Genomic DNA, 19,386 nt, shown 5'->3' on the forward strand with positions numbered 1-19,386 from the left:
GAAGATTTGTCAAATTACCGGAAAGAAAGCCATGATTGGCAACAATGTTTCACACTCAAAGAGAAGAACTAAAAGAACCTTTGATTTGAACTTGTTTAATAAAAAGTTCTACTATGTAGAACAAGATTGTTGGATCAGCCTTAGCATTTGCGCTAACGGGTTGCGTATTATTAACAAAAAAGGACTGGATGCTGCGCTGACTGAAGCTGTGGCTAAAGGTTATTGTGATTGGAAAAGCATTAAAGTAATCGGCTAAACGTAGAGGAGAAAACTTACAATGGCAAAGAAAGCAAAAGGTAACAGAGTGCAGGTGATTCTGGAATGTACAGAACACAAAGACAGTGGAATGCCGGGAACATCTCGTTATATCACAACTAAGAACAGAAAGAATACTACAGAAAGACTTGAGTTGAAAAAATACAACCCAATTCTGAAAAGAGTAACAGTACACAAGGAAATTAAATAATAAAGAAGTATAACCCATGGCAAAGAAAACAGTAGCAAGTTTGCACGAAGGCTCTAAAGAAGGTCGTGCTTATACTAAGGTTATCAAAATGGTAAAATCTCCTAAGACTGGAGCATACGTTTTTGATGAGCAAATGGTTCCGAATGAAAAAGTACAAGACTTTTTCAAAAAATAATTGAAATAGCATACGCGCTATAAATACAAAATCCTCTCATTGACAAACAATGAGGGGATTTTTTATTGCTTCTTTTTTTTACTTTTCAATCCTTTGTTATATCTTTGTAGCATTATGTATTATACAAACAACTGTCAATATGGGATTTTTTAGTTTTTTTTCAAAGGAGAAGAAGGAAACTTTAGATAAGGGGTTATCTAAAACCAAAGAGAGCGTGTTTAGTAAAATCGCTCGTGCCGTGGCTGGTAAGTCAAAGGTAGATGACGAAGTGTTGGATAATCTGGAAGAAGTGTTGATTACGTCGGATGTAGGCGTAGAGACGACTTTGAATATTATTAAGCGCATCGAAAAACGTGCCGCTGCGGATAAATATGTGAATACTCAGGAATTGAATCATATATTACGTGACGAAATAGCCGCTTTGTTGACCGAGAATAACTCGGATGATGTAGCTGATTTTGATGTTCCGATCGAAAGAAAGCCTTATGTGATTATGGTAGTAGGGGTCAATGGAGTGGGAAAGACTACAACTATCGGCAAACTGGCTTATCAATTCAAGAAAGCCGGTAAATCTGTTTACTTGGGAGCCGCTGATACATTCCGTGCGGCTGCTGTAGAACAGTTGATGATTTGGGGAGAGCGGGTAGGGGTGCCTGTCGTTAAACAGAAAATGGGTGCTGATCCTGCATCGGTAGCTTATGACACCCTTAGCTCTGCTGTTGCCAACAATGCTGACATCGTTATTATTGATACAGCCGGACGCTTGCACAATAAAGTCGGCCTGATGAACGAGCTGACCAAAATTAAAAATGTAATGAAGAAAGTAGTGCCTGATGCACCGGATGAAGTATTACTTGTATTGGACGGCTCTACAGGACAGAATGCTTTTGAACAAGCCAAGCAGTTTACTCTGGCAACGGAGGTTACCGCTATGGCTATCACTAAACTTGATGGGACTGCTAAAGGCGGTGTTGTAATTGGTATTTCCGACCAATTTAAGATTCCTGTTAAATACATCGGTTTGGGTGAAGGAATGGAGGATTTACAAGTATTCCGCAAAAACGAATTTGTTGATTCCTTGTTTGGAGAAAATGCATGAAAAGAAAGAGAATAGATATAATCACTTTGGGATGCTCTAAAAATTTGGTGGACTCTGAGCAGTTGATGCGTCAACTGGAAGAAGTAGGATATAGCGTGACTCATGATACTGAAACTCCACAAGGGGAAATTGCAGTCATCAATACATGCGGTTTCATCGGCGATGCCAAAGAAGAATCTATCAATATGATTCTGGAGTTTGCCAAAAGAAAGGAAGAAGGTGACTTAAAGAAACTTTTTGTAATGGGTTGTCTTTCTGAACGTTATCTCAGGGAGCTGGCTATTGAAATACCACAAGTAGATAAATTCTATGGTAAATTCAACTGGAAGGAACTTTTGCATGATTTGGGGAAAAGCTATCATGAGGAGTTGTATATTGAACGGACGCTGACCACTCCGCAGCATTATGCTTATCTGAAAATATCGGAAGGATGTGATCGTAAATGTTCGTATTGTGCTATCCCGATTATTACAGGACGTCATATATCTAAACCGATAGAAGAAATCTTGGATGAAGTCCGGTATCTGGTGTCGCAAGGCGTGAAAGAGTTTCAGGTTATAGCACAGGAGCTAACTTATTACGGAGTTGATTTGTATAAGAAACAAATGCTTCCGGAATTGATTGAACGCATTTCGGAAATACCAGGAGTAGAATGGATTCGTCTGCATTATGCGTATCCGGCACATTTCCCGATTGACTTGTTTCGTGTAATGCGTGAACGTGGCAATGTTTGCAAGTATATGGATATAGCTTTGCAACATATCAGTGACAATATGTTGAAGCTGATGCGTCGGCAAGTGACAAAGGAGGATACTTACAGACTGATTGAACAATTCCGTAAAGAAGTCCCTGGTATTCACCTGCGAACAACTTTAATGGTAGGACATCCTGGAGAAACAGAGGAAGATTTTGAAGAGTTAAAGGAGTTTGTCCGTAAAGTACGCTTCGATAGAATGGGAGCTTTTGCTTATTCGGAAGAAGAAGGTACTTATGCTGCAGAAACTTATGAAGATTCTATTCCGCAAAAAGTGAAACAAGCCCGACTTGATGAATTAATGGATATTCAGCAGGGCATATCGGCAGAGTTGAGTGCAGAAAAAGTCGGTAAACAGATGAAAATTATCATTGATCGGTTAGAAGGCGATTATTATATCGGAAGAACTGAATTTGATTCGCCGGAAGTAGATCCGGAAGTATTGATTAATTGTTCTGAAAAAGAGCTTGAGATCGGAAAGTTTTATCAAGTAGAAGTAGTAGATGCAGACGATTTTGATTTATATGCAAAGATAATAAATGACTATGAATAATAAGGAATTTACATCTGAACTAGCTGAAAGACTGGGGTACACCATTAAGGATACTTCCGAATTAATAGGTTCTTTACTGTCTGATATGATACAAGAACTGGAAGAAGGTAACGTGATTGCAGTACAAGGATTCGGTTCTTTTGAAGTAAAAAAGAAAGCGGAACGTATTTCAATTAATCCGGCAAGTAAACAACGTATGTTGGTTCCTCCCAAATTGGTGTTATCTTATAAACCTAGCAATACATTGAAAGATAAGTTTAAATAAATATTTCCCGTTATGAATGAAAGACTAACAATTCAAGACCTTACTGACTTGTTGGCTGCTAAACATAGCATGACCAAGAAGGATGCCGAGGTGTTCGTAAAAGAGTTTTTTCTCTTGATTGAACAAGCCTTGGAAAACGAGAAGACTGTAAAAATCAAAGGATTGGGAACTTTCAAACTTATCGATGTAGATAGCCGGGAAAGTGTCAATGTTAACACAGGTGAACGTTTCCAGATAAAAGGGCATACAAAGGTTTCATTTTCTCCGGACGCGAATTTGAGAGATACAATTAATAAACCTTTTGCACATTTCGAGACTGTTGTGTTGAATGAAAACACAGTATTGGAAGATACTCCGGTAGAAGAAGTGGAAGAGGAAGAAGTAGGTGAGGAAATTCTTGCTTCAACAATAGAAGATTATAATAAAAAGGAGGAAAGTCAAGAGAATACTTCTAATCCTATAGTAGAAAATGAAAGTCAGATTGCTGAACAAGATTCTTCCGAAGAAGTGGATACGGTTCAGGAGGAACGAATAACGGAACAGTCTATTGAAGAAAAAGTAGTGGTTGAAGAATCACTTATGGTTGAACAACAACAGCCAGAACAACCAGTAAAAGAGAAAGAAAAAATTACGGCAGAGCAGATTATTGAACAAGAACTTCTGAAAGCAAATCTAAAGCCCGAAATTCCAATAGTATCACCACAGTCGGAAATTACAAAGCCGACTAAAGCTTCTGTACAAACTACTGTTAGCCCGATATCTAAAAAAGAGGTTGTTAAAAAGGAGAAATCTCCTGTTCCTTATTTGATAGCTGTAATCGTCATAGTATTGTTACTATGTGGAGGTGTGATTTTATTTATCTATTATCCGGACCTGTTTTCTTCTTCATCTGACAAGAATACCCTCGATATGCCGCCTGTAACAACTCAACCTGTTCGAACTGAAGCGCAGCTTTCCGATACTATTGAACATAAAGATACTGTTGTAGAAGTAACTGTTACTACACCGAAGAACGTTGTTGAGCCACAGTCAATTGTAAAAAAAGAAGAGATATTAACTTCTGCAAAGGCTGAGAGTAGGCCTGTCCAGCAGCAACCTTCAGCTTCTGTTTATCCTGATTCTGCATCATATAAAATAACAGGAACAAAGATAAAGTATACAATCAAGGAAGGTGAAACTTTAACAAGAGTTTCTTTACGTTTCTATGGTACAAAAGCGATGTGGCCATATATAGTGAAGCATAATCCGGATGTGATTAAAAATCCGAATAACGTGCCTTATGGTACTACAATCAAAATACCGGAACTTACAAAAGAATAATTATAACTATCTACTCCCCCGGCTATACATTACTTGTACTGGTCGGGGGAAGTGTTATGGATGTACAAAAGCGTATGAAAGTACCTTAATCTAAAGATTTCGCATTGTTTTTTAATAAAAATTAGTTGCAATCGTTAATTATATGGCGTACTTTTGGAAGCAAAATAAAAAGCCTTATACACAGGCAAGGCTTACATCAAATTAATGGGAATTAAATAATAAAATATTAAGTATTTATGGCTGAATCAATTGATATCCGCGAGCTAAATGAGCGGATTGAAAGACAAAGTGCTTTCGTTACCAATCTTACGACAGGTATGGACCAAATCATTGTTGGTCAGAAACATTTGGTTGAATCACTGCTTATCGGATTACTCTCCGATGGTCATGTCCTTTTGGAAGGTGTGCCTGGTTTGGCAAAAACTTTGGCTATTAAAACTCTTGCTTCTTTGATTGACGCTAAATATAGCCGTATCCAGTTTACCCCCGACTTATTGCCTGCTGACGTTATCGGTACAATGGTTTACAGTCAGAAAGATGAATCGTTTAAAGTACAAAAAGGACCGATTTTCGCAAACTTTGTATTAGCCGATGAAATAAATCGTGCTCCTGCCAAGGTTCAGAGTGCTTTGCTGGAAGCTATGCAAGAACGTCAGGTTACTATTGGTAAAGAGACTTTCTTATTACCGGAGCCTTTTCTTGTATTGGCAACTCAAAATCCTATCGAACAAGAAGGTACTTATCCGCTTCCTGAAGCACAGGTTGACCGTTTTATGCTGAAAGTTGTTATCGATTATCCAAAACTAGAGGAAGAAAAGTTGATTATTCGCCAGAATATAAATGGAGAAAAGTTCAATATAAAGCCAATTCTGAAGGCAGAGGAAATTATCGAAGCACGAAAAGTAGTTCGTCAGGTGTATTTGGACGAAAAGATTGAACGCTATATCGTAGATATTGTATTTGCAACTCGTTTCCCGGAAAAATATGACCTGAAAGAATTGAAAGATATGATCGGATTTGGTGGTTCGCCTCGTGCATCTATCAATCTTGCTTTAGCTGCCCGTACGTATGCTTTCATTAAACGCCGCGGTTATGTGATTCCAGAGGATGTACGTGCTGTTGCGCATGACGTGCTCCGTCACCGTATTGGACTGACATACGAAGCCGAAGCAAACAGTATGACTTCGGACGAAATCATCAGTAAGATTTTGAATAAGGTTGAAGTACCTTAATTGGTAGTTAACTACTTACCACTTAACTACTTTATAAATGGAAACAAGTGAAATACTAAAAAAGGTTCGCCAAATTGAAATCAAGACACGAGGATTGTCTAACAATATTTTTGCAGGCCAATATCATTCGGCTTTCAAAGGTAGAGGAATGTCCTTTTCGGAGGTTCGTGAGTATCAATTTGGGGATGACATACGTGACATAGACTGGAACGTGACGGCGCGCTTCAACAAACCTTATGTGAAAGTGTTTGAAGAGGAACGCGAACTGACAGTTATGTTGATGGTCGATGTTTCCGGAAGTTTAGAATTTGGTACGGTCAAGCAATTAAAGAAAGACATGATAACGGAAATTGCCGCTACTCTTGCTTTCTCTGCTATCCAAAACAATGATAAAATCGGTGTGATATTCTTTTCAGACCGGATAGAAAAGTTTATTCCTCCCAAGAAGGGACGTAAGCATATTCTATATATTATTCGTGAATTGATTGATTTTCAGCCGGAAAGTCATCGCACTAATATACGTCTTGCATTGGAATATCTGACTAATGTTATGAAAAGACGCTGTACTGCGTTTGTTTTATCCGACTTTATCGATCAGGAAAGTTTCAAAAATGCTTTGACTATTGCTAACCGGAAACATGATGTAGTAGCATTACAGGTTTATGATAGGAGAGTCAGTGATCTTCCTCCGGTGGGATTGATGCGGATAAAAGATGCAGAAACAGGACATGAGCAATGGATTGATACTTCTTCCAAAGCTGTACGTCGGGCACATCGCGACTGGTGGATACAAAAACAGACAGAATTGAATGATACATTTACTAAAAGTAACGTAGACTCTGTATCTGTAAGAACTGACCAGGATTACGTAAAGGCATTGTTGAATTTATTTGCCAAACGAAACTAATGAAATCAAAGATGAATAAAAATATTATTCTGATAGCATTGTTATGTTTACTGTCTATTGATAGAGTAGGAGCACAATCTGTAACAGTGGAGGCAAAGATAGATTCTTTGCAGATACTGATTGGTGAACAAGCGAAAATACAATTACAAGTAGCTATGGATGCCAAGCAACGGGCTGTTTTTCCCGCTTATACCGATACACTGGTACGAGGGGTAGAAATTATAGAAACTGCCAAGCCGGATACTCAGTTCTTGAACGATCGTCAGCGTATGATGATTACTCAAGAGTATACTGTTACTTCTTTTGACTCGGCTTTGTATTATCTACCACCAATGCCTGTTACAGTAGATGGCAAAGAGTATAGATCAAGAGCTTTGGCATTGAAAGTATATTCAATACCGGTTGACACATTACATCCAGACCAATTTTTTGGACAGAAAACCGTGATGAAAGCTCCTTTCGCATGGGAAGACTGGTATGGGTTAATTGGCTGTTCATTCTTGGCTTTGCCTTTACTTGGTCTATTGATTTATCTCATAGTTCGTATCCGGGATAACAAACCTATTATCCGCAAAATAAAGGTAGAACCTAAATTGCCGCCCCATCAGGCTGCAATGAAAGAGATAGAGCGTATCAAGAATGAGAAAGTATGGCAGAAAGGACAACCGAAGGAATATTACACAGAATTGACTGATACACTTCGCACCTATATAAAAGATCGTTTTGGTTTCAATGCGCTTGAAATGACTTCATCTGAGATTATTGACAAGCTATTAGAAATGAAGGATAAAGAAGCTATTTCTGATTTGAAGGAGCTTTTCCAGACAGCCGATCTAGTGAAGTTCGCGAAGCACGATCCGCAAATGAACGAGAATGATGCCAATCTGATCAATGCTATTGACTTTATTAATGAAACGAAGCAACCTGAAGAAGAAAATCAAAAACCGCAACCAACGGAAATTACAATTATAGAGAAGCGTTCTTTGCGGACAAAAGTATTGTTAATTTGCGGAATCGCAATTTTGTCAACCGCATTGATAGGTACCTTTATATATATAGGTATGCAGCTATATAATCTTTTTGCTTAAAAGTATATATAGCTTGAATACTAAATAGTAAACTGTTAAATCATAAATGAAATGATTTTTGCCAATATTGAATATCTGTTTTTGCTATTATTACTTATACCTTATATTGTATGGTATATTCTGAGGCAAAAGAAAAGTGAAGCAACTCTTCAAATTTCGGATGCTCGTGTATATGCACATACACCTAAAAGCTATAAGAACTATTTGTTGCATGTTCCATTCTTATTGCGTGTTATTGCCTTAGTGCTGGTTATTCTAGTGCTTGCACGTCCGCAAACGACTAATAAATGGCAGAATAGCGAAATAGAAGGGATTGATATAATGCTCGCTATTGACGTATCTACTAGTATGTTAGCCGAGGATTTAAAGCCGAATCGGTTGGAAGCTGCAAAGGATGTAGCTGCTGAATTTATTAACGGCCGCCCTAACGATAATATCGGTATAACTTTATTTGCAGGTGAAACTTTCACTCAATGTCCGCTTACTGTCGACCATGCTGTTTTATTGGATATGATTCATAATATCAAATGTGGCCTTATCGAAGATGGTACAGCAGTAGGTATGGGAATAGCAAATGCAGTAACCCGACTGAAAGATAGTAAGGCAAAGTCTAAGGTGATTATTTTATTGACAGACGGTACTAATAACAAAGGGGATATTTCTCCATTGACGGCTGCTGAGATAGCCAAAAGTTTTGGTATTCGCGTGTATACTATTGGGGTGGGGACGAATGGTATGGCACCTTATCCCTATCCAGTTGGAAATACGGTGCAATATGTAAATATGCCGGTGGAAATTGATGAGAAAACGTTGACACAGATTGCAGGTACAACCGATGGTAACTATTTTAGGGCTACGAGTAACTCGAAACTAAAAGAAGTATATGAGGAAATTGATAAACTGGAAAAAACTAAACTGAATGTAAAGGAGTATAGTAAGAGGGACGAAGAATATCAGTGGTTTGCATTGGCGGCTTTCCTTTGTGTGTTATTAGAAGTGTTATTGCGTAACTCAATACTCAAAAAGATTCCATAAGGATGTTTGTCAATCGTTATTTGTCAATCGTAAAATAAGAAGAAAATGTTCCGATTTGAAGAACCTACATATTTATATTTATTGTTGCTATTACCTTTTTTAGCAGTTTTCTACTTGTATTCCAATTACAGGAGAAGAAAAAATATTCGACGTTTTGGTGATCCGGTTTTACTGGCCCAGTTGATGCCTGATGTATCCAAATATCGTCCGGATATAAAATTTTGGATAATATTTGTTGTTATCGGCTTGTTCTCTGTATTATTAGCACGTCCTCAGTTTGGCTCCAAACAGGAAACAGTGAAGCGTAAAGGGGTAGAAGTTATTATTGCTTTGGATATTTCAAATTCGATGTTGGCACAGGACGTACAGCCAAGTCGTCTGGAAAAAGCTAAAAGATTAATTTCCAGGTTAGTTGATGAACTGGATAATGATAAAATCGGTATGATTGTATTTGCAGGAGATGCATTTACACAGTTACCGATTACCAGCGACTATATTTCTGCCAAGATGTTTTTGGAGTCGATTAGTCCTTCATTGATTTCTAAACAAGGTACGGCTATTGGAGAAGCTATTAATTTGGCTGTACGGAGTTTTACACCTCAAGAAGGAGTGGGACGTGCCATTGTTGTAATTACAGATGGTGAAAACCATGAAGGCGGAGCTGTAGAAGCTGCTAAAGTTGCAGCTGAAAAAGGTATTCAAGTAAGTGTATTAGGGGTGGGTATGCCTGATGGTGCACCTATTCCCATAGAAGGTACAAATGATTATCGTCGTGACCGTGAAGGGAATGTTATTGTCACACGCTTAAACGAAGCTATGTGTCAGGAAATTGCCAAAGAAGGAAAAGGTATTTATGTACGAGTAGATAATACTAACTCTGCTCAGAAAGCTATTAATCAGGAAGTGAATAAAATGGCGAAATCAGATGTTGAGTCGAAAGTGTATACAGAGTTTAACGAACAGTTTCAAGCTATTGCATGGATTATTTTAATATTATTGTTAGCAGAATTGTTAATTCTAGATCGTAAAAATCCTTTGTTCAAAAACGTTCACCTATTTTCTAATAAGAAATAGCTATGCATATGTTAAGAAGTAAATATATTCTATTCACTATTTTTCTACTATCGGTAGCCAGTGTCTCGGCACAGAAAGCAGAGCGTGACTACATCCGTAAAGGAAACCGTTTGTTTAATGACAGCGTATTTGTAGATGCGGAGGTGAATTATCGGAAAGCTTTAGAAGTAAACCCTAAGTCGACAGTATCCATGTATAATCTGGGGAATACTCTCTCACAGCAACAAAAGTTTCAGGATGCTATGGAACAATATGTAGCTGCCGGCAAAATCGAAAAAGACAAAATGAAACTGGCTCATATTTATCATAATATGGGGGTTCTTTTTCAAGCTGGTAAAGATTATGCAAAAGCAGTAGAAGCGTATAAAATGTCGTTACGCAATAATCCAGCTGACGATGAAACTCGATATAATTTGGCACTTGCCCAAAAAATGCTGAAAGATCAACAGCAGAATCAGGACCAAAATCAAGATCAAAACAAAGACCAGCAACAGAAGCAAGATCAACAACAAGATAAGAATAAAGACAAACAGAATGATCAAAAACAGGATGAAAAGAAAGATCAGCAACAACCTCCAAAATCTGAAAAGAAAGACAATCAAATGTCGAAGGAGAATGCAGAACAATTACTTAATTCTGTGATGCAGGATGAAAAGGATGTGCAGGATAAAGTGAAGAAACAACAGAAAGTGTTGCAAGGTGGGCGTTTGGAAAAAGACTGGTAATATTAAGTTGACGATATAAATTTCATAAGCAATGAGAAAACTAATTATTATATTAATGACATTGATGGCATATAGCACCCAAACTTTCGCTGATAAAGTGTCGTTTGTTGCTTCTGCTCCGGACGTGGTGGTGGTAGGCGATCAATTTAGGCTATCGTATACGGTTACAACACAGAAAGTAAAAGATTTTCGTGCTCCTTCTATCAAAGGATTTGATGTTTTAATGGGGCCAAGCCGATCAGAACAAAGTAGTACTCAGATTGTGAATGGTAGTGTATCATCTACTAGTAGTATTACTTTCACTTATATATTGATGGCCAATACTGCCGGTGAGTTTACTGTTCCTGGTGCTTCAATAGCAGCTGACGGTAATCAAATGATATCTAACTCAGTGAAAATAAAAGTATTGCCACAAGATCAAAATCATAATAGTAGCAGGAGGAATAATGATAATAGTTCTTCCATACAGCCTTCATCGAATGCAAGTGTATCTAACCAAGATTTGTTTATTACAGCAACTGCAAGTAAGACAAATGTTTATGAGCAGGAAGCGTTCGTATTGACATATAAAATATATACCAGAGAATCTAACTTACAGCTTAATAATGCCAAGTTACCTGACTTCAAGGGTTTTCATTCACAGGAAATCGAAATGACTACAAATGCTCGATGGACACCTGAGCATTATAAAGGTCGTAACTACTATACAACTGTTTATCGCCAATTCGTGCTCTTTCCACAACAGTCGGGCAAACTATTTATAGAGCCTGCACAGTTCCAAATGACGGTAAATAAACCAGTACAGTCAGCCGATCCTTTTGATGCTTTTTTTAACGGAGGAAACAATGTTATAGAGATTAAGAAGCCTATCACAACTCCTAAAATAGCCATCAATGTTAATCCACTTCCGGCTGGTAAACCGACAAACTTCTTAGGTGGAGTAGGAGAGTTCAACATTTCTTCTTCTATCAACAGTAAGGAGTTAAAAACGAATGATGCAATAACTATTAAATTAGTGATTTCCGGAACGGGTAATCTGAAACTTATTTCCAATCCGGAAATCAAATTTCCAGATGATTTTGAAGTGTACGATCCTAAAGTTGATAATCAGGTGAGATTAACAAAAGAAGGGCTTACTGGGAATAAAGTTATTGAATATTTAGCAATCCCTAGACATGCCGGAACATATAAAATTCCGGGTGTATCTTTTAGTTATTTCGATATCCGTTCCAAATCTTATAAAACTCTGAATACAGAAGATTATGTAATAAACGTAGAGAAAGGTGCAGGAAATGCAGATCAAGTTATTGCTAACTTCACCAATAAGGAGGATTTGAAAGTCTTGGGTGAAGATATTCGCTATATTAAACAAAACGAAGTGACTTTTCAACCTAAAGGAAGCTTCTTCTATGGTTCAATGTCGTACTGGCTATTCTATATTATTCCGGCTCTTGCCTTTATTCTTTTCTTTATAATTTATCGCAAACAAGCAGCAGAGAATGCCAATGTAGCGAAGATGAGAACGAAGAAGGCTAATAAAGTAGCAATAAAACGTATGAAGCTGGCTGGTAAACTGCTTTCTGAAAATAAGAAAGATGCTTTCTATGATGAAGTTTTGAAAGCATTGTGGGGCTATATCAGTGATAAACTGAATATTCCGGTATCCCGTTTGTCTAAAGATAATATTGAGGAAAAATTGAGAAATCATGGAGTGAGTGAAGAGCTAATTAAGGAATTCCTGAATGCATTGAATGACTGTGAATTTGCCCGTTTTGCTCCGGGAGATGAAAATCAGGCAATGGATAAAGTTTATTCATCTTCAATAGAAGTGATAAGCAAAATGGAGAATTCAATAAAACATTAACCTAGAAGAGATTGTGTCATGAAAAAAATATTATTTTTTATATTCTTATCAATGTCGGTAACTTGCTTCGCGCAAGATTCACTGAGCATTGAACCCAGACAAATAAACGAAGCTGATTCTATCCATGTCGATACACATACACTTCTTGATAACAAATTGGAAGATGTGACAAAAACTAAAGGAGATTCCGCATATATAAAAGAAGATTATGCGGCTGCCATTCAAATATACGAAGCATTACTAAAGAATGGAGAAGCATCTGAAGTTTATTATAACCTCGGAAATAGTTATTATAAAATAGGTGAAATAGCAAAGGCGGTTCTTAATTACGAACGTGCCTTGCTTTTGCAACCGGGAAATAGCGACATCCGTGCTAATCTCGAAGTAGCACGTGCCAAAACAATAGATAAAGTAGAACCTACTCCTGAAGTCTTTTTTATCTCATGGACTAAGTCTTTGATTAATTGTATGAGTGTAGATGCATGGGCCACATGGGGAATTGTTTCTTTCATTCTACTGATAGTATCTCTCTACTTCTTTATATTTTCAAAACAGATTATGTGGAAAAAGATAGGCTTCATTTCAGGGATTATCTTTTTAATAATCACAGTATGCTCTAATCTTTTTGCTTCACAACAAAAAGAAAATTTGGTAAACCGTAACGAAGCGATAGTTATGAATCCGAGTGTCACAGTGCGAAGTACTCCAAGTGAAAGTGGTACTAGTTTATTTATTCTTCATGAAGGAAGAAAGGTAAACGTCAAAGACAATTCTATGAAAGAATGGAAAGAAATTCACTTAGAAGATGGAAAAGTAGGATGGGTCCCAGCTTCTGCTATTGAAGTGATATAAAAGGTATTAATAGATTTTATCAATTTTGAAAAAAAAGATAAGCAAATAATTTGTTTTATCTTTTTTTTTGCTTAAGTTTATAGCGTGATAAAAAATCACATAGTACTAACCATTAAATTTATGAGACATGAGAACAATAACATTTAATGAACTTCGTAAGATTAAAGATTCATTGCCCAGCGGTAGCATGCATCGAATAGCAGACGAACTTGGTTTACACGTAGATACTGTGCGAAACTTTTTCGGAGGCCATAATTTCAAGGAGGGAAAAAGTGTCGGAATACATCTTGAGCCCGGTCCAGATGGTGGGCTTGTTATGTTAGACGATACAACAGTTCTCGATCGGGCTTTAAAGATTCTAGATGAATTGAATATGAGTATGCAAAAAGAACAGGCTACCGAATCTGTGCAAGTTTAAAATATAGCAAACAGAAATCCCAATTGCGTTAAACAATTGGGATTTCTTATTTGTTCACCTTCAAAATGTATCAATTATGGAAGACAAATTAGTAACTCTAGCAATTCTGACATATACCAAAGCTCAGATTCTAAAAAATGTACTTGAAAATGAAGGTATTGAGACATACATTCATAATGTGAACCAAATACAGCCTGTTGTATCCTCTGGAGTACGCTTACGAATTAAGGAAAGCGATCTACCGCATGCACTGAAAATCACAGAAAGCTCTGCTTGGCTATCGGAAAGTATAGTAGGAGAGAAGGAAACAAAAAAAGGAGAAAAATCAAATAAGATTTTAATTCCGGTCGATTTCTCTAGTTATTCGATGAAAGCATGTGAATTTGCCTTCAACCTAGCTAAAACAGAGAACGCAGAGATTATTTTGTTGCATGTATATTTTACACCTATATATGCATCGTCATTGCCATACGGAGATGTATTCAACTATCAAATTGGAGATGAAGAATCTGTAAAAACAATTATTCACAAAGTTCATTCTGATCTCAAAGCTTTATCTGATAAAATAAAAGATAAAGTTGAATCGGGGGAATTTCCAGATGTCAAATATAGCTGTATTTTACGTGAAGGCATTCCAGAAGAAGAAATATTGAGATACGCTAAAGAGCAACGTCCTAAACTCATCATTATGGGGACACGAGGAAAAAATCAAAAAGATATAGATCTGATTGGCAGTGTAACTGCTGAGGTTATTGACCGAAATCGTACAGCCGTATTAGCTATTCCGGAGAATACACCATTCAAACAATTCAGTGAGGTAAAACAGATCGCTTTTATAACTAATTTCGATCAAAGAGATTTAATAGCTTTTGATGCATTTTTCAATAGTTGGAAGTCATTTCATTTTTCAGTATCTTTGATACATCTTGCTGAATCAAAAGATACGTGGAATGAAATAAAACTTGTTGGCATAAAAGAATATTTTCACAAGCAATACCCAGGGCTTGAAATCCATTATGATGTCGTAATGAGTGATAATCTACTAAAAGGACTTGAACAATATATCAAAGATAATCAAATAGATATAATCGCATTGACTTCATACAAAAGAAATATATTCGCTCGATTATTCAATCCAAGTATTGCTCGTAAGATGATTTTTCATTCAGATACGCCGTTACTTGTTATGAACGGATGATCAAAAGAAATAGAATTTTAGTGTTTTAAACAGTGGAATAATCAACATTATGTTTAATAGCAAAAGGGAGCAATAAATAAACTTTGCTCCCTTTTGCTGTTTTTTAATGAACTCATATTTTTAAAAAGCATAAAAAAAGAAGGCAACTTTTGTGTAACCTTCTTTTTCTTCATCAAAGAAATATATTATTTCATCATCTTATCAATTTCTTCGAATTCCGGACCCATATTCAAATTATAGTATACACGGTAAAGACCTTGCAACCATAAATCTTTCTGGTCAGGTTTTAAAGCTCTAGCTTTTTCATAGAAGGGCTTTGCTTCTTCATAGAATTTCTTCACTGCCGCTTGAGCTTCAGCATACTTAGGATCATTGATATCTGTTGTTGCTTTATCTGCATAATCTTGTGCTTTCATCAGATACACTAAACCTACATTAGAATAAGCTTCTGCATATTCCGGATCAGCAGCAATAGCTTTTTTGTAGTATTCGATTGCATTATCATACTCTTTCATATTATGATAAAGATATGCCTTCACATATAAATATAACTTATTATTAGGATCATTAGTTAACATCTTATCAGCAAATTCCATTGCTTTAGAAGCTTGATTAGAAGTATTATAATAATCAACTAGATTTGCAAAGAAATAATCATTTCCTGGAAACTTAAGAATACCTTCTTCCAAAGATTTAATCCATGCAGCAGTATCACCTTTAGCTTTATAAGCATCTGCCATTAACTGCATAGCAAACTTACCTCCATCTTTATCAGACAATGCTGAAGGAGCGTACTTGATAATAGCATCTTTATCGCCTACTCTATCAGCCGCTAATGTTGCATAATATGCAATTTGAGGAAGAAGTGTATCATTTTTAGCTAACTCTTTATCAGCCAACATCGGATAAGAAGCTGATTCTACATAAGTAGCGAAAAATTTTAATGCTTCCTTATTCTTATCCAAATTGAAATATTGGATACCACCATTAATCAAATTAGGGCGTTCAGCCAACATACTAGAAGCATTTGCTTTACGATATTTGTTTTTAATCTTACCTTTTTCATTAGGTACCTGAGCCAAATCGTCGCATTTATTATAGTACTCATACATCTTCAAAATACTGTTGTATACTTTTAATGTATCGTATGGTTTTTTCAGAAAAGCATTTTTCATTTGCTCTTCGTTGATACGCTTCTGAATAAATCCAGCAACGTCCCATGTGTCAGCAAGATCCTTAGTTTCAGGATTCTTCATAGCCTCTTCAATCAGCTGTTCAGCTTGCTTAAAATTAGGTTTCACATCATTGGCAATGCTTTTTGCTTCTTTTACATTCTTCATCTGAGCAAATGAGAAGCTAACAGCCATCAATAAAACCATCGAAAATAATACTCTTTTCATGATTGTTGTTTGATTAATTATTAATATTATGTCTATTCTTCAATATCGTTATTACTTTCATTTACGTCCGTGACGTCTTCAGCATTCGGTGTATCTGCATTAGGATCACTTATAATTGTTCCTTCTTTTTCCTCAGCAGGAATTTCATCTTCAAGACTTTCTGTCATTACTTTACATACCGAGCCTATTTGGTCGTTACGTTTCTCAAGATTAATCAGACGGACACCTTGAGTTGCACGTCCCATAATACGGACATCTGCTACTTTCAGACGGATTGTGATACCAGATTTATTGATAATCATCAAGTCATTTTCATCAGTTACAGATTTGATTGTTACCAGTTTACCAGTCTTTTCGGTAATATTCATAGTTTTTACACCTTTACCTCCACGATTGGTTTTACGATAATCTTCTATTTCAGAACGTTTACCATATCCCTGTTCAGAAACAACCATTACAGATTCTGTTTCCAAATCTTTGATACAAATCATTCCAACTACTTCATCCTGTCCATCATTATCCAATGTTATGCCACGTACACCTGTTGCAGTACGTCCCATTACACGCACAGCAGCTTCATGGAAGCGAATAGCACGTCCGTTACGATTAGCAATAATGATCTCATTGTTACCGTTTGTCATACGAACTTCGATTACGCTGTCATCTTCACGAATAGTAATAGCATTTACACCATTCTGACGAGGACGAGAATATTGCTCAAGTAACGTCTTTTTGATTACACCTTTCTTGGTACAGAACAATACATAATGATTATTGATAAATTCTGAATCATCTAAGTTCTTCACACGCAAGTATGCAGTTACATTATCATCTGAATCGATATTTAGCAAATTCTGAATAGCGCGTCCTTTGGAATTCTTTGTACCTTCAGGTATCTCGTATACTTTCAGCCAGTAACACTTACCTTTTTGTGTAAAGAACATCATAGTGTTATGCATTGTAGCCGGATAAATGTGCTCAACAAAGTCTTCATCACGAGTTTCTGTCCCCTTTGAACCTACTCCACCACGATTTTGTGCACGGAATTCGGTTAATGGGGTACGTTTGATATAACCCATATGAGAAATTGTAATAATCATCTGATCATCAGCATAGAAGTCTTCCGGGTTAAATTCTTCTGAAGAATAAACTATCTCAGAACGACGTTCATCACCATACTTGGCTTTAACCTCTAACAATTCATCTTTCATTACCTTGCGGCATACTTCATCATCAGCCAAAATACTTTCCAAATAAGCGATTTGCTTCATTATTTCTTCGTACTCTGCATGAAGTTGATCTTGCATAAGACCTGTCAACTGACGCAAACGCATTTCTACAATTGCACGGGACTGAATTTCTGTCAGGTTGAATCGTTCTATTAAGCCAGCAATGGCATCATTAGGAGTTTTAGCAGCACGAATAATACGGATTACTTCATCAATATTATCAGAAGCAATAATTAAGCCTTCAAGAATATGTGCACGTTCTCTCGCCTTGCGAAGATCGAATTCAGTACGACGAATAACAACCTCATGACGATGCTCTATGAAATATTTAATTAGGTCTCTTAAATTTAATGTTTTAGGACGCCCATGAACCAATGCAACATTGTTTACACCAAAAGATGTCTGTAAAGCAGTCATTTTATAGAGCTTATTCAGCACTACGCTAGCATTTGCATCACGTTTCACATCGATAACAATACGCATACCTTCACGGTCAGACTCATCGTTGGCATTCGAAATTCCTTCTATTCTTTTATCATTAACAAGATCAGCTATATACTTAATCAATTCTGCCTTGTTTACATTATAAGGAATCTCAGTGATTACGATTTTGTCATGTGTCTGTCCTGTTTCAATTTCAGCTTTAGCACGCATGATCACACGTCCACGACCTGTCAGATATGCTTCACGTACCCCACTTACACCATATATATACCCACCTGTAGGGAAATCCGGCGCTTTAACAAAGTTCATCAACTCTTCTACAGTAATCTCCGGATTATCGATATATGCGTCACATGCCTCAATTACTTCCACAAGGTTGTGCGGGGGCATATTAGTAGCCATTCCTACTGCAATACCAGATGCTCCATTCACAAGAAGATTTGGGATACGCGTCGGCATTACTTTGGGTTCTACCAACGTATTATCAAAGTTAGGCTCAAAATCAACGGTTTCCTTGTACAGGTCATCCATCATTGCTTCACCCAACTTATTAAGACGTGCTTCTGTATAACGCATAGCAGCAGGGCTATCACCATCCACAGAACCAAAGTTACCTTGTCCATCTACCAAGGGATAACGCATTGCCCATTCCTGAGCCATACGCACCATTGCAAAATAAACAGAAGAATCTCCATGAGGGTGATACTTACCCAGTACCTCACCCACGATTCTGGCTGATTTTTTATAAGGTTTATCTGAAGTATTACCCAGTTCCATCATTCCGTATAGAATTCTACGGTGAACGGGCTTAAATCCATCTCTAACATCCGGAAGGGCACGTGAAACAATGACCGACATGGAGTAGTCAATGTACGATGACTTCATTTCTTTCCTCCTCGATGTTAATCTTTATAATTCTGTCTTGTTCAAGCATTTAAAATGATTATTAATTATACATTCTACGGTTTGTGAAAAACCACGCTAAAGTACTACTTTTCCCCGATATACGAAAGTTTTTAGGAAGAAAGTTTTATTCTTCTCATAGACATCCTAAAGCTTTCCTTGTAGGATCTTTAGCTAAACTTTAAAATACGAAAACAAAATGAGAAAAACAATAAATATTAGAAATAAAACAAGGCTAATAACAGTAATAAATAGTCTGATATTTGTTATACCTTATATATATAATACAAATACACTGTTTTTATGGCACGCCATTTGTAGATATAAGAAATAAAGCAAATATTGCAATACAAACCTGATTTAATGCGTATATTTGCCAGTAAAT

At 36.8% G+C, this 19,386-nt stretch carries 18 protein-coding genes and 1 pseudogene; 17 read left to right on the forward strand and 2 right to left on the reverse strand.

What is annotated here, in order from left to right; genetic code table 11:
• From rpmB to BHV72_RS12095, 17 genes are all read left to right on the forward strand, one after another.
• Nucleotides 1-256: 50S ribosomal protein L28 (gene rpmB, locus BHV72_RS12015; protein ID WP_286856099.1), on the forward strand; the 256-nt coding region annotated here is incomplete at its 5' end.
• Nucleotides 257-277: 21 nt separating this feature from the next.
• A complete protein-coding gene (gene rpmG, locus BHV72_RS12020; RefSeq protein ID WP_002560155.1) occupies nt 278-466 on the forward strand; it encodes a 50S ribosomal protein L33 in 189 nt (62 codons plus the stop codon).
• Nucleotides 467-482: 16 nt separating this feature from the next.
• Nucleotides 483-641, forward strand: coding sequence for a DUF4295 domain-containing protein (locus BHV72_RS12025; protein ID WP_004295982.1), 159 nt, complete (start codon nt 483-485; stop codon nt 639-641).
• A 139-nt stretch (nt 642-780) separates the two neighbouring features.
• A complete protein-coding gene (gene ftsY / locus BHV72_RS12030) occupies nt 781-1,740 on the forward strand; it encodes a signal recognition particle-docking protein FtsY (RefSeq protein ID WP_005675796.1) in 960 nt (319 codons plus the stop codon).
• Nucleotides 1,737-3,047, forward strand: a complete 1,311-nt coding sequence (gene rimO / locus BHV72_RS12035; protein WP_005675797.1) for a 30S ribosomal protein S12 methylthiotransferase RimO — start codon at nt 1,737-1,739, stop codon at nt 3,045-3,047. Before ftsY ends, rimO begins: the two co-directional genes overlap by 4 nt.
• Nucleotides 3,040-3,312, forward strand: a complete 273-nt coding sequence (locus BHV72_RS12040) for an HU family DNA-binding protein (RefSeq protein ID WP_022041515.1) — start codon at nt 3,040-3,042, stop codon at nt 3,310-3,312. The genes rimO and BHV72_RS12040 overlap by 8 nt, the downstream gene beginning before the upstream one ends.
• A gap of 12 nt (nt 3,313-3,324) precedes the next feature.
• Nucleotides 3,325-4,632, forward strand: a complete 1,308-nt coding sequence (locus tag BHV72_RS12045) for an HU family DNA-binding protein (protein WP_122295394.1) — start codon at nt 3,325-3,327, stop codon at nt 4,630-4,632.
• A gap of 236 nt (nt 4,633-4,868) precedes the next feature.
• Nucleotides 4,869-5,864: an AAA family ATPase gene (locus BHV72_RS12050; RefSeq protein WP_005675800.1), complete on the forward strand. Its 996-nt coding sequence runs from the start codon at nt 4,869-4,871 to the stop codon at nt 5,862-5,864.
• 37 nt (nt 5,865-5,901) lie between these two features.
• Nucleotides 5,902-6,771 (forward strand): DUF58 domain-containing protein, encoded by an 870-nt coding sequence (locus BHV72_RS12055; protein WP_005675801.1) that lies wholly within the window; start codon nt 5,902-5,904, stop codon nt 6,769-6,771.
• Nucleotides 6,771-7,859 carry a BatD family protein gene (locus tag BHV72_RS12060; RefSeq protein WP_005675802.1) on the forward strand — a complete coding sequence of 363 codons (1,089 nt, stop codon included), beginning with the start codon at nt 6,771-6,773 and terminating at the stop codon, nt 7,857-7,859. The genes BHV72_RS12055 and BHV72_RS12060 overlap by 1 nt, the downstream gene beginning before the upstream one ends.
• 51 nt (nt 7,860-7,910) lie before the next feature.
• Nucleotides 7,911-8,894 carry a vWA domain-containing protein gene (locus tag BHV72_RS12065; protein WP_005675803.1) on the forward strand — a complete coding sequence of 328 codons (984 nt, stop codon included), beginning with the start codon at nt 7,911-7,913 and terminating at the stop codon, nt 8,892-8,894.
• Nucleotides 8,895-8,939: 45 nt separating this feature from the next.
• A complete protein-coding gene (locus tag BHV72_RS12070) occupies nt 8,940-9,968 on the forward strand; it encodes a VWA domain-containing protein (RefSeq protein WP_005675805.1) in 1,029 nt (342 codons plus the stop codon).
• Nucleotides 9,969-9,976: 8 nt separating this feature from the next.
• On the forward strand, nt 9,977-10,693 hold the full coding sequence (locus BHV72_RS12075) for a tetratricopeptide repeat protein (protein WP_171028041.1): 717 nt from the start codon (nt 9,977-9,979) through the stop codon (nt 10,691-10,693).
• Between the two features lie 31 nt (nt 10,694-10,724).
• The gene (locus BHV72_RS12080; RefSeq protein ID WP_286856100.1) at nt 10,725-12,557 is read left to right on the forward strand and encodes a BatD family protein; all 1,833 of its coding nucleotides are present in this window, start codon (nt 10,725-10,727) and stop codon (nt 12,555-12,557) included.
• Between the two features lie 18 nt (nt 12,558-12,575).
• A complete protein-coding gene (locus tag BHV72_RS12085; protein WP_022041517.1) occupies nt 12,576-13,409 on the forward strand; it encodes a tetratricopeptide repeat protein in 834 nt (277 codons plus the stop codon).
• A 127-nt stretch (nt 13,410-13,536) separates the two neighbouring features.
• Nucleotides 13,537-13,827, forward strand: coding sequence for a hypothetical protein (locus BHV72_RS12090; RefSeq protein WP_004295969.1), 291 nt, complete (start codon nt 13,537-13,539; stop codon nt 13,825-13,827).
• Between the two features lie 76 nt (nt 13,828-13,903).
• Nucleotides 13,904-15,025 (forward strand): universal stress protein, encoded by a 1,122-nt coding sequence (locus tag BHV72_RS12095; protein ID WP_005675810.1) that lies wholly within the window; start codon nt 13,904-13,906, stop codon nt 15,023-15,025.
• Between the two features lie 185 nt (nt 15,026-15,210).
• On the opposite strand, the gene BHV72_RS12100 is transcribed toward BHV72_RS12095, so the two are convergent.
• Together BHV72_RS12100 and gyrA are read right to left on the reverse strand one after the other, a co-directional pair.
• Entirely contained in the window at nt 15,211-16,425 is a 1,215-nt protein-coding gene (locus tag BHV72_RS12100) for a tetratricopeptide repeat protein (RefSeq protein ID WP_005675811.1), read from the reverse strand.
• A 32-nt stretch (nt 16,426-16,457) separates the two neighbouring features.
• Nucleotides 16,458-19,032 (reverse strand): annotated as a pseudogene (gene gyrA / locus BHV72_RS12105) (DNA gyrase subunit A).
• Nucleotides 19,033-19,386 lie beyond the last annotated feature (354 nt).

This window comes from Bacteroides sp. 43_46, assembly GCF_001915455.1.
GTDB classification, from domain to species: Bacteria; Bacteroidota; Bacteroidia; order Bacteroidales; family Bacteroidaceae; genus Bacteroides; species Bacteroides caccae.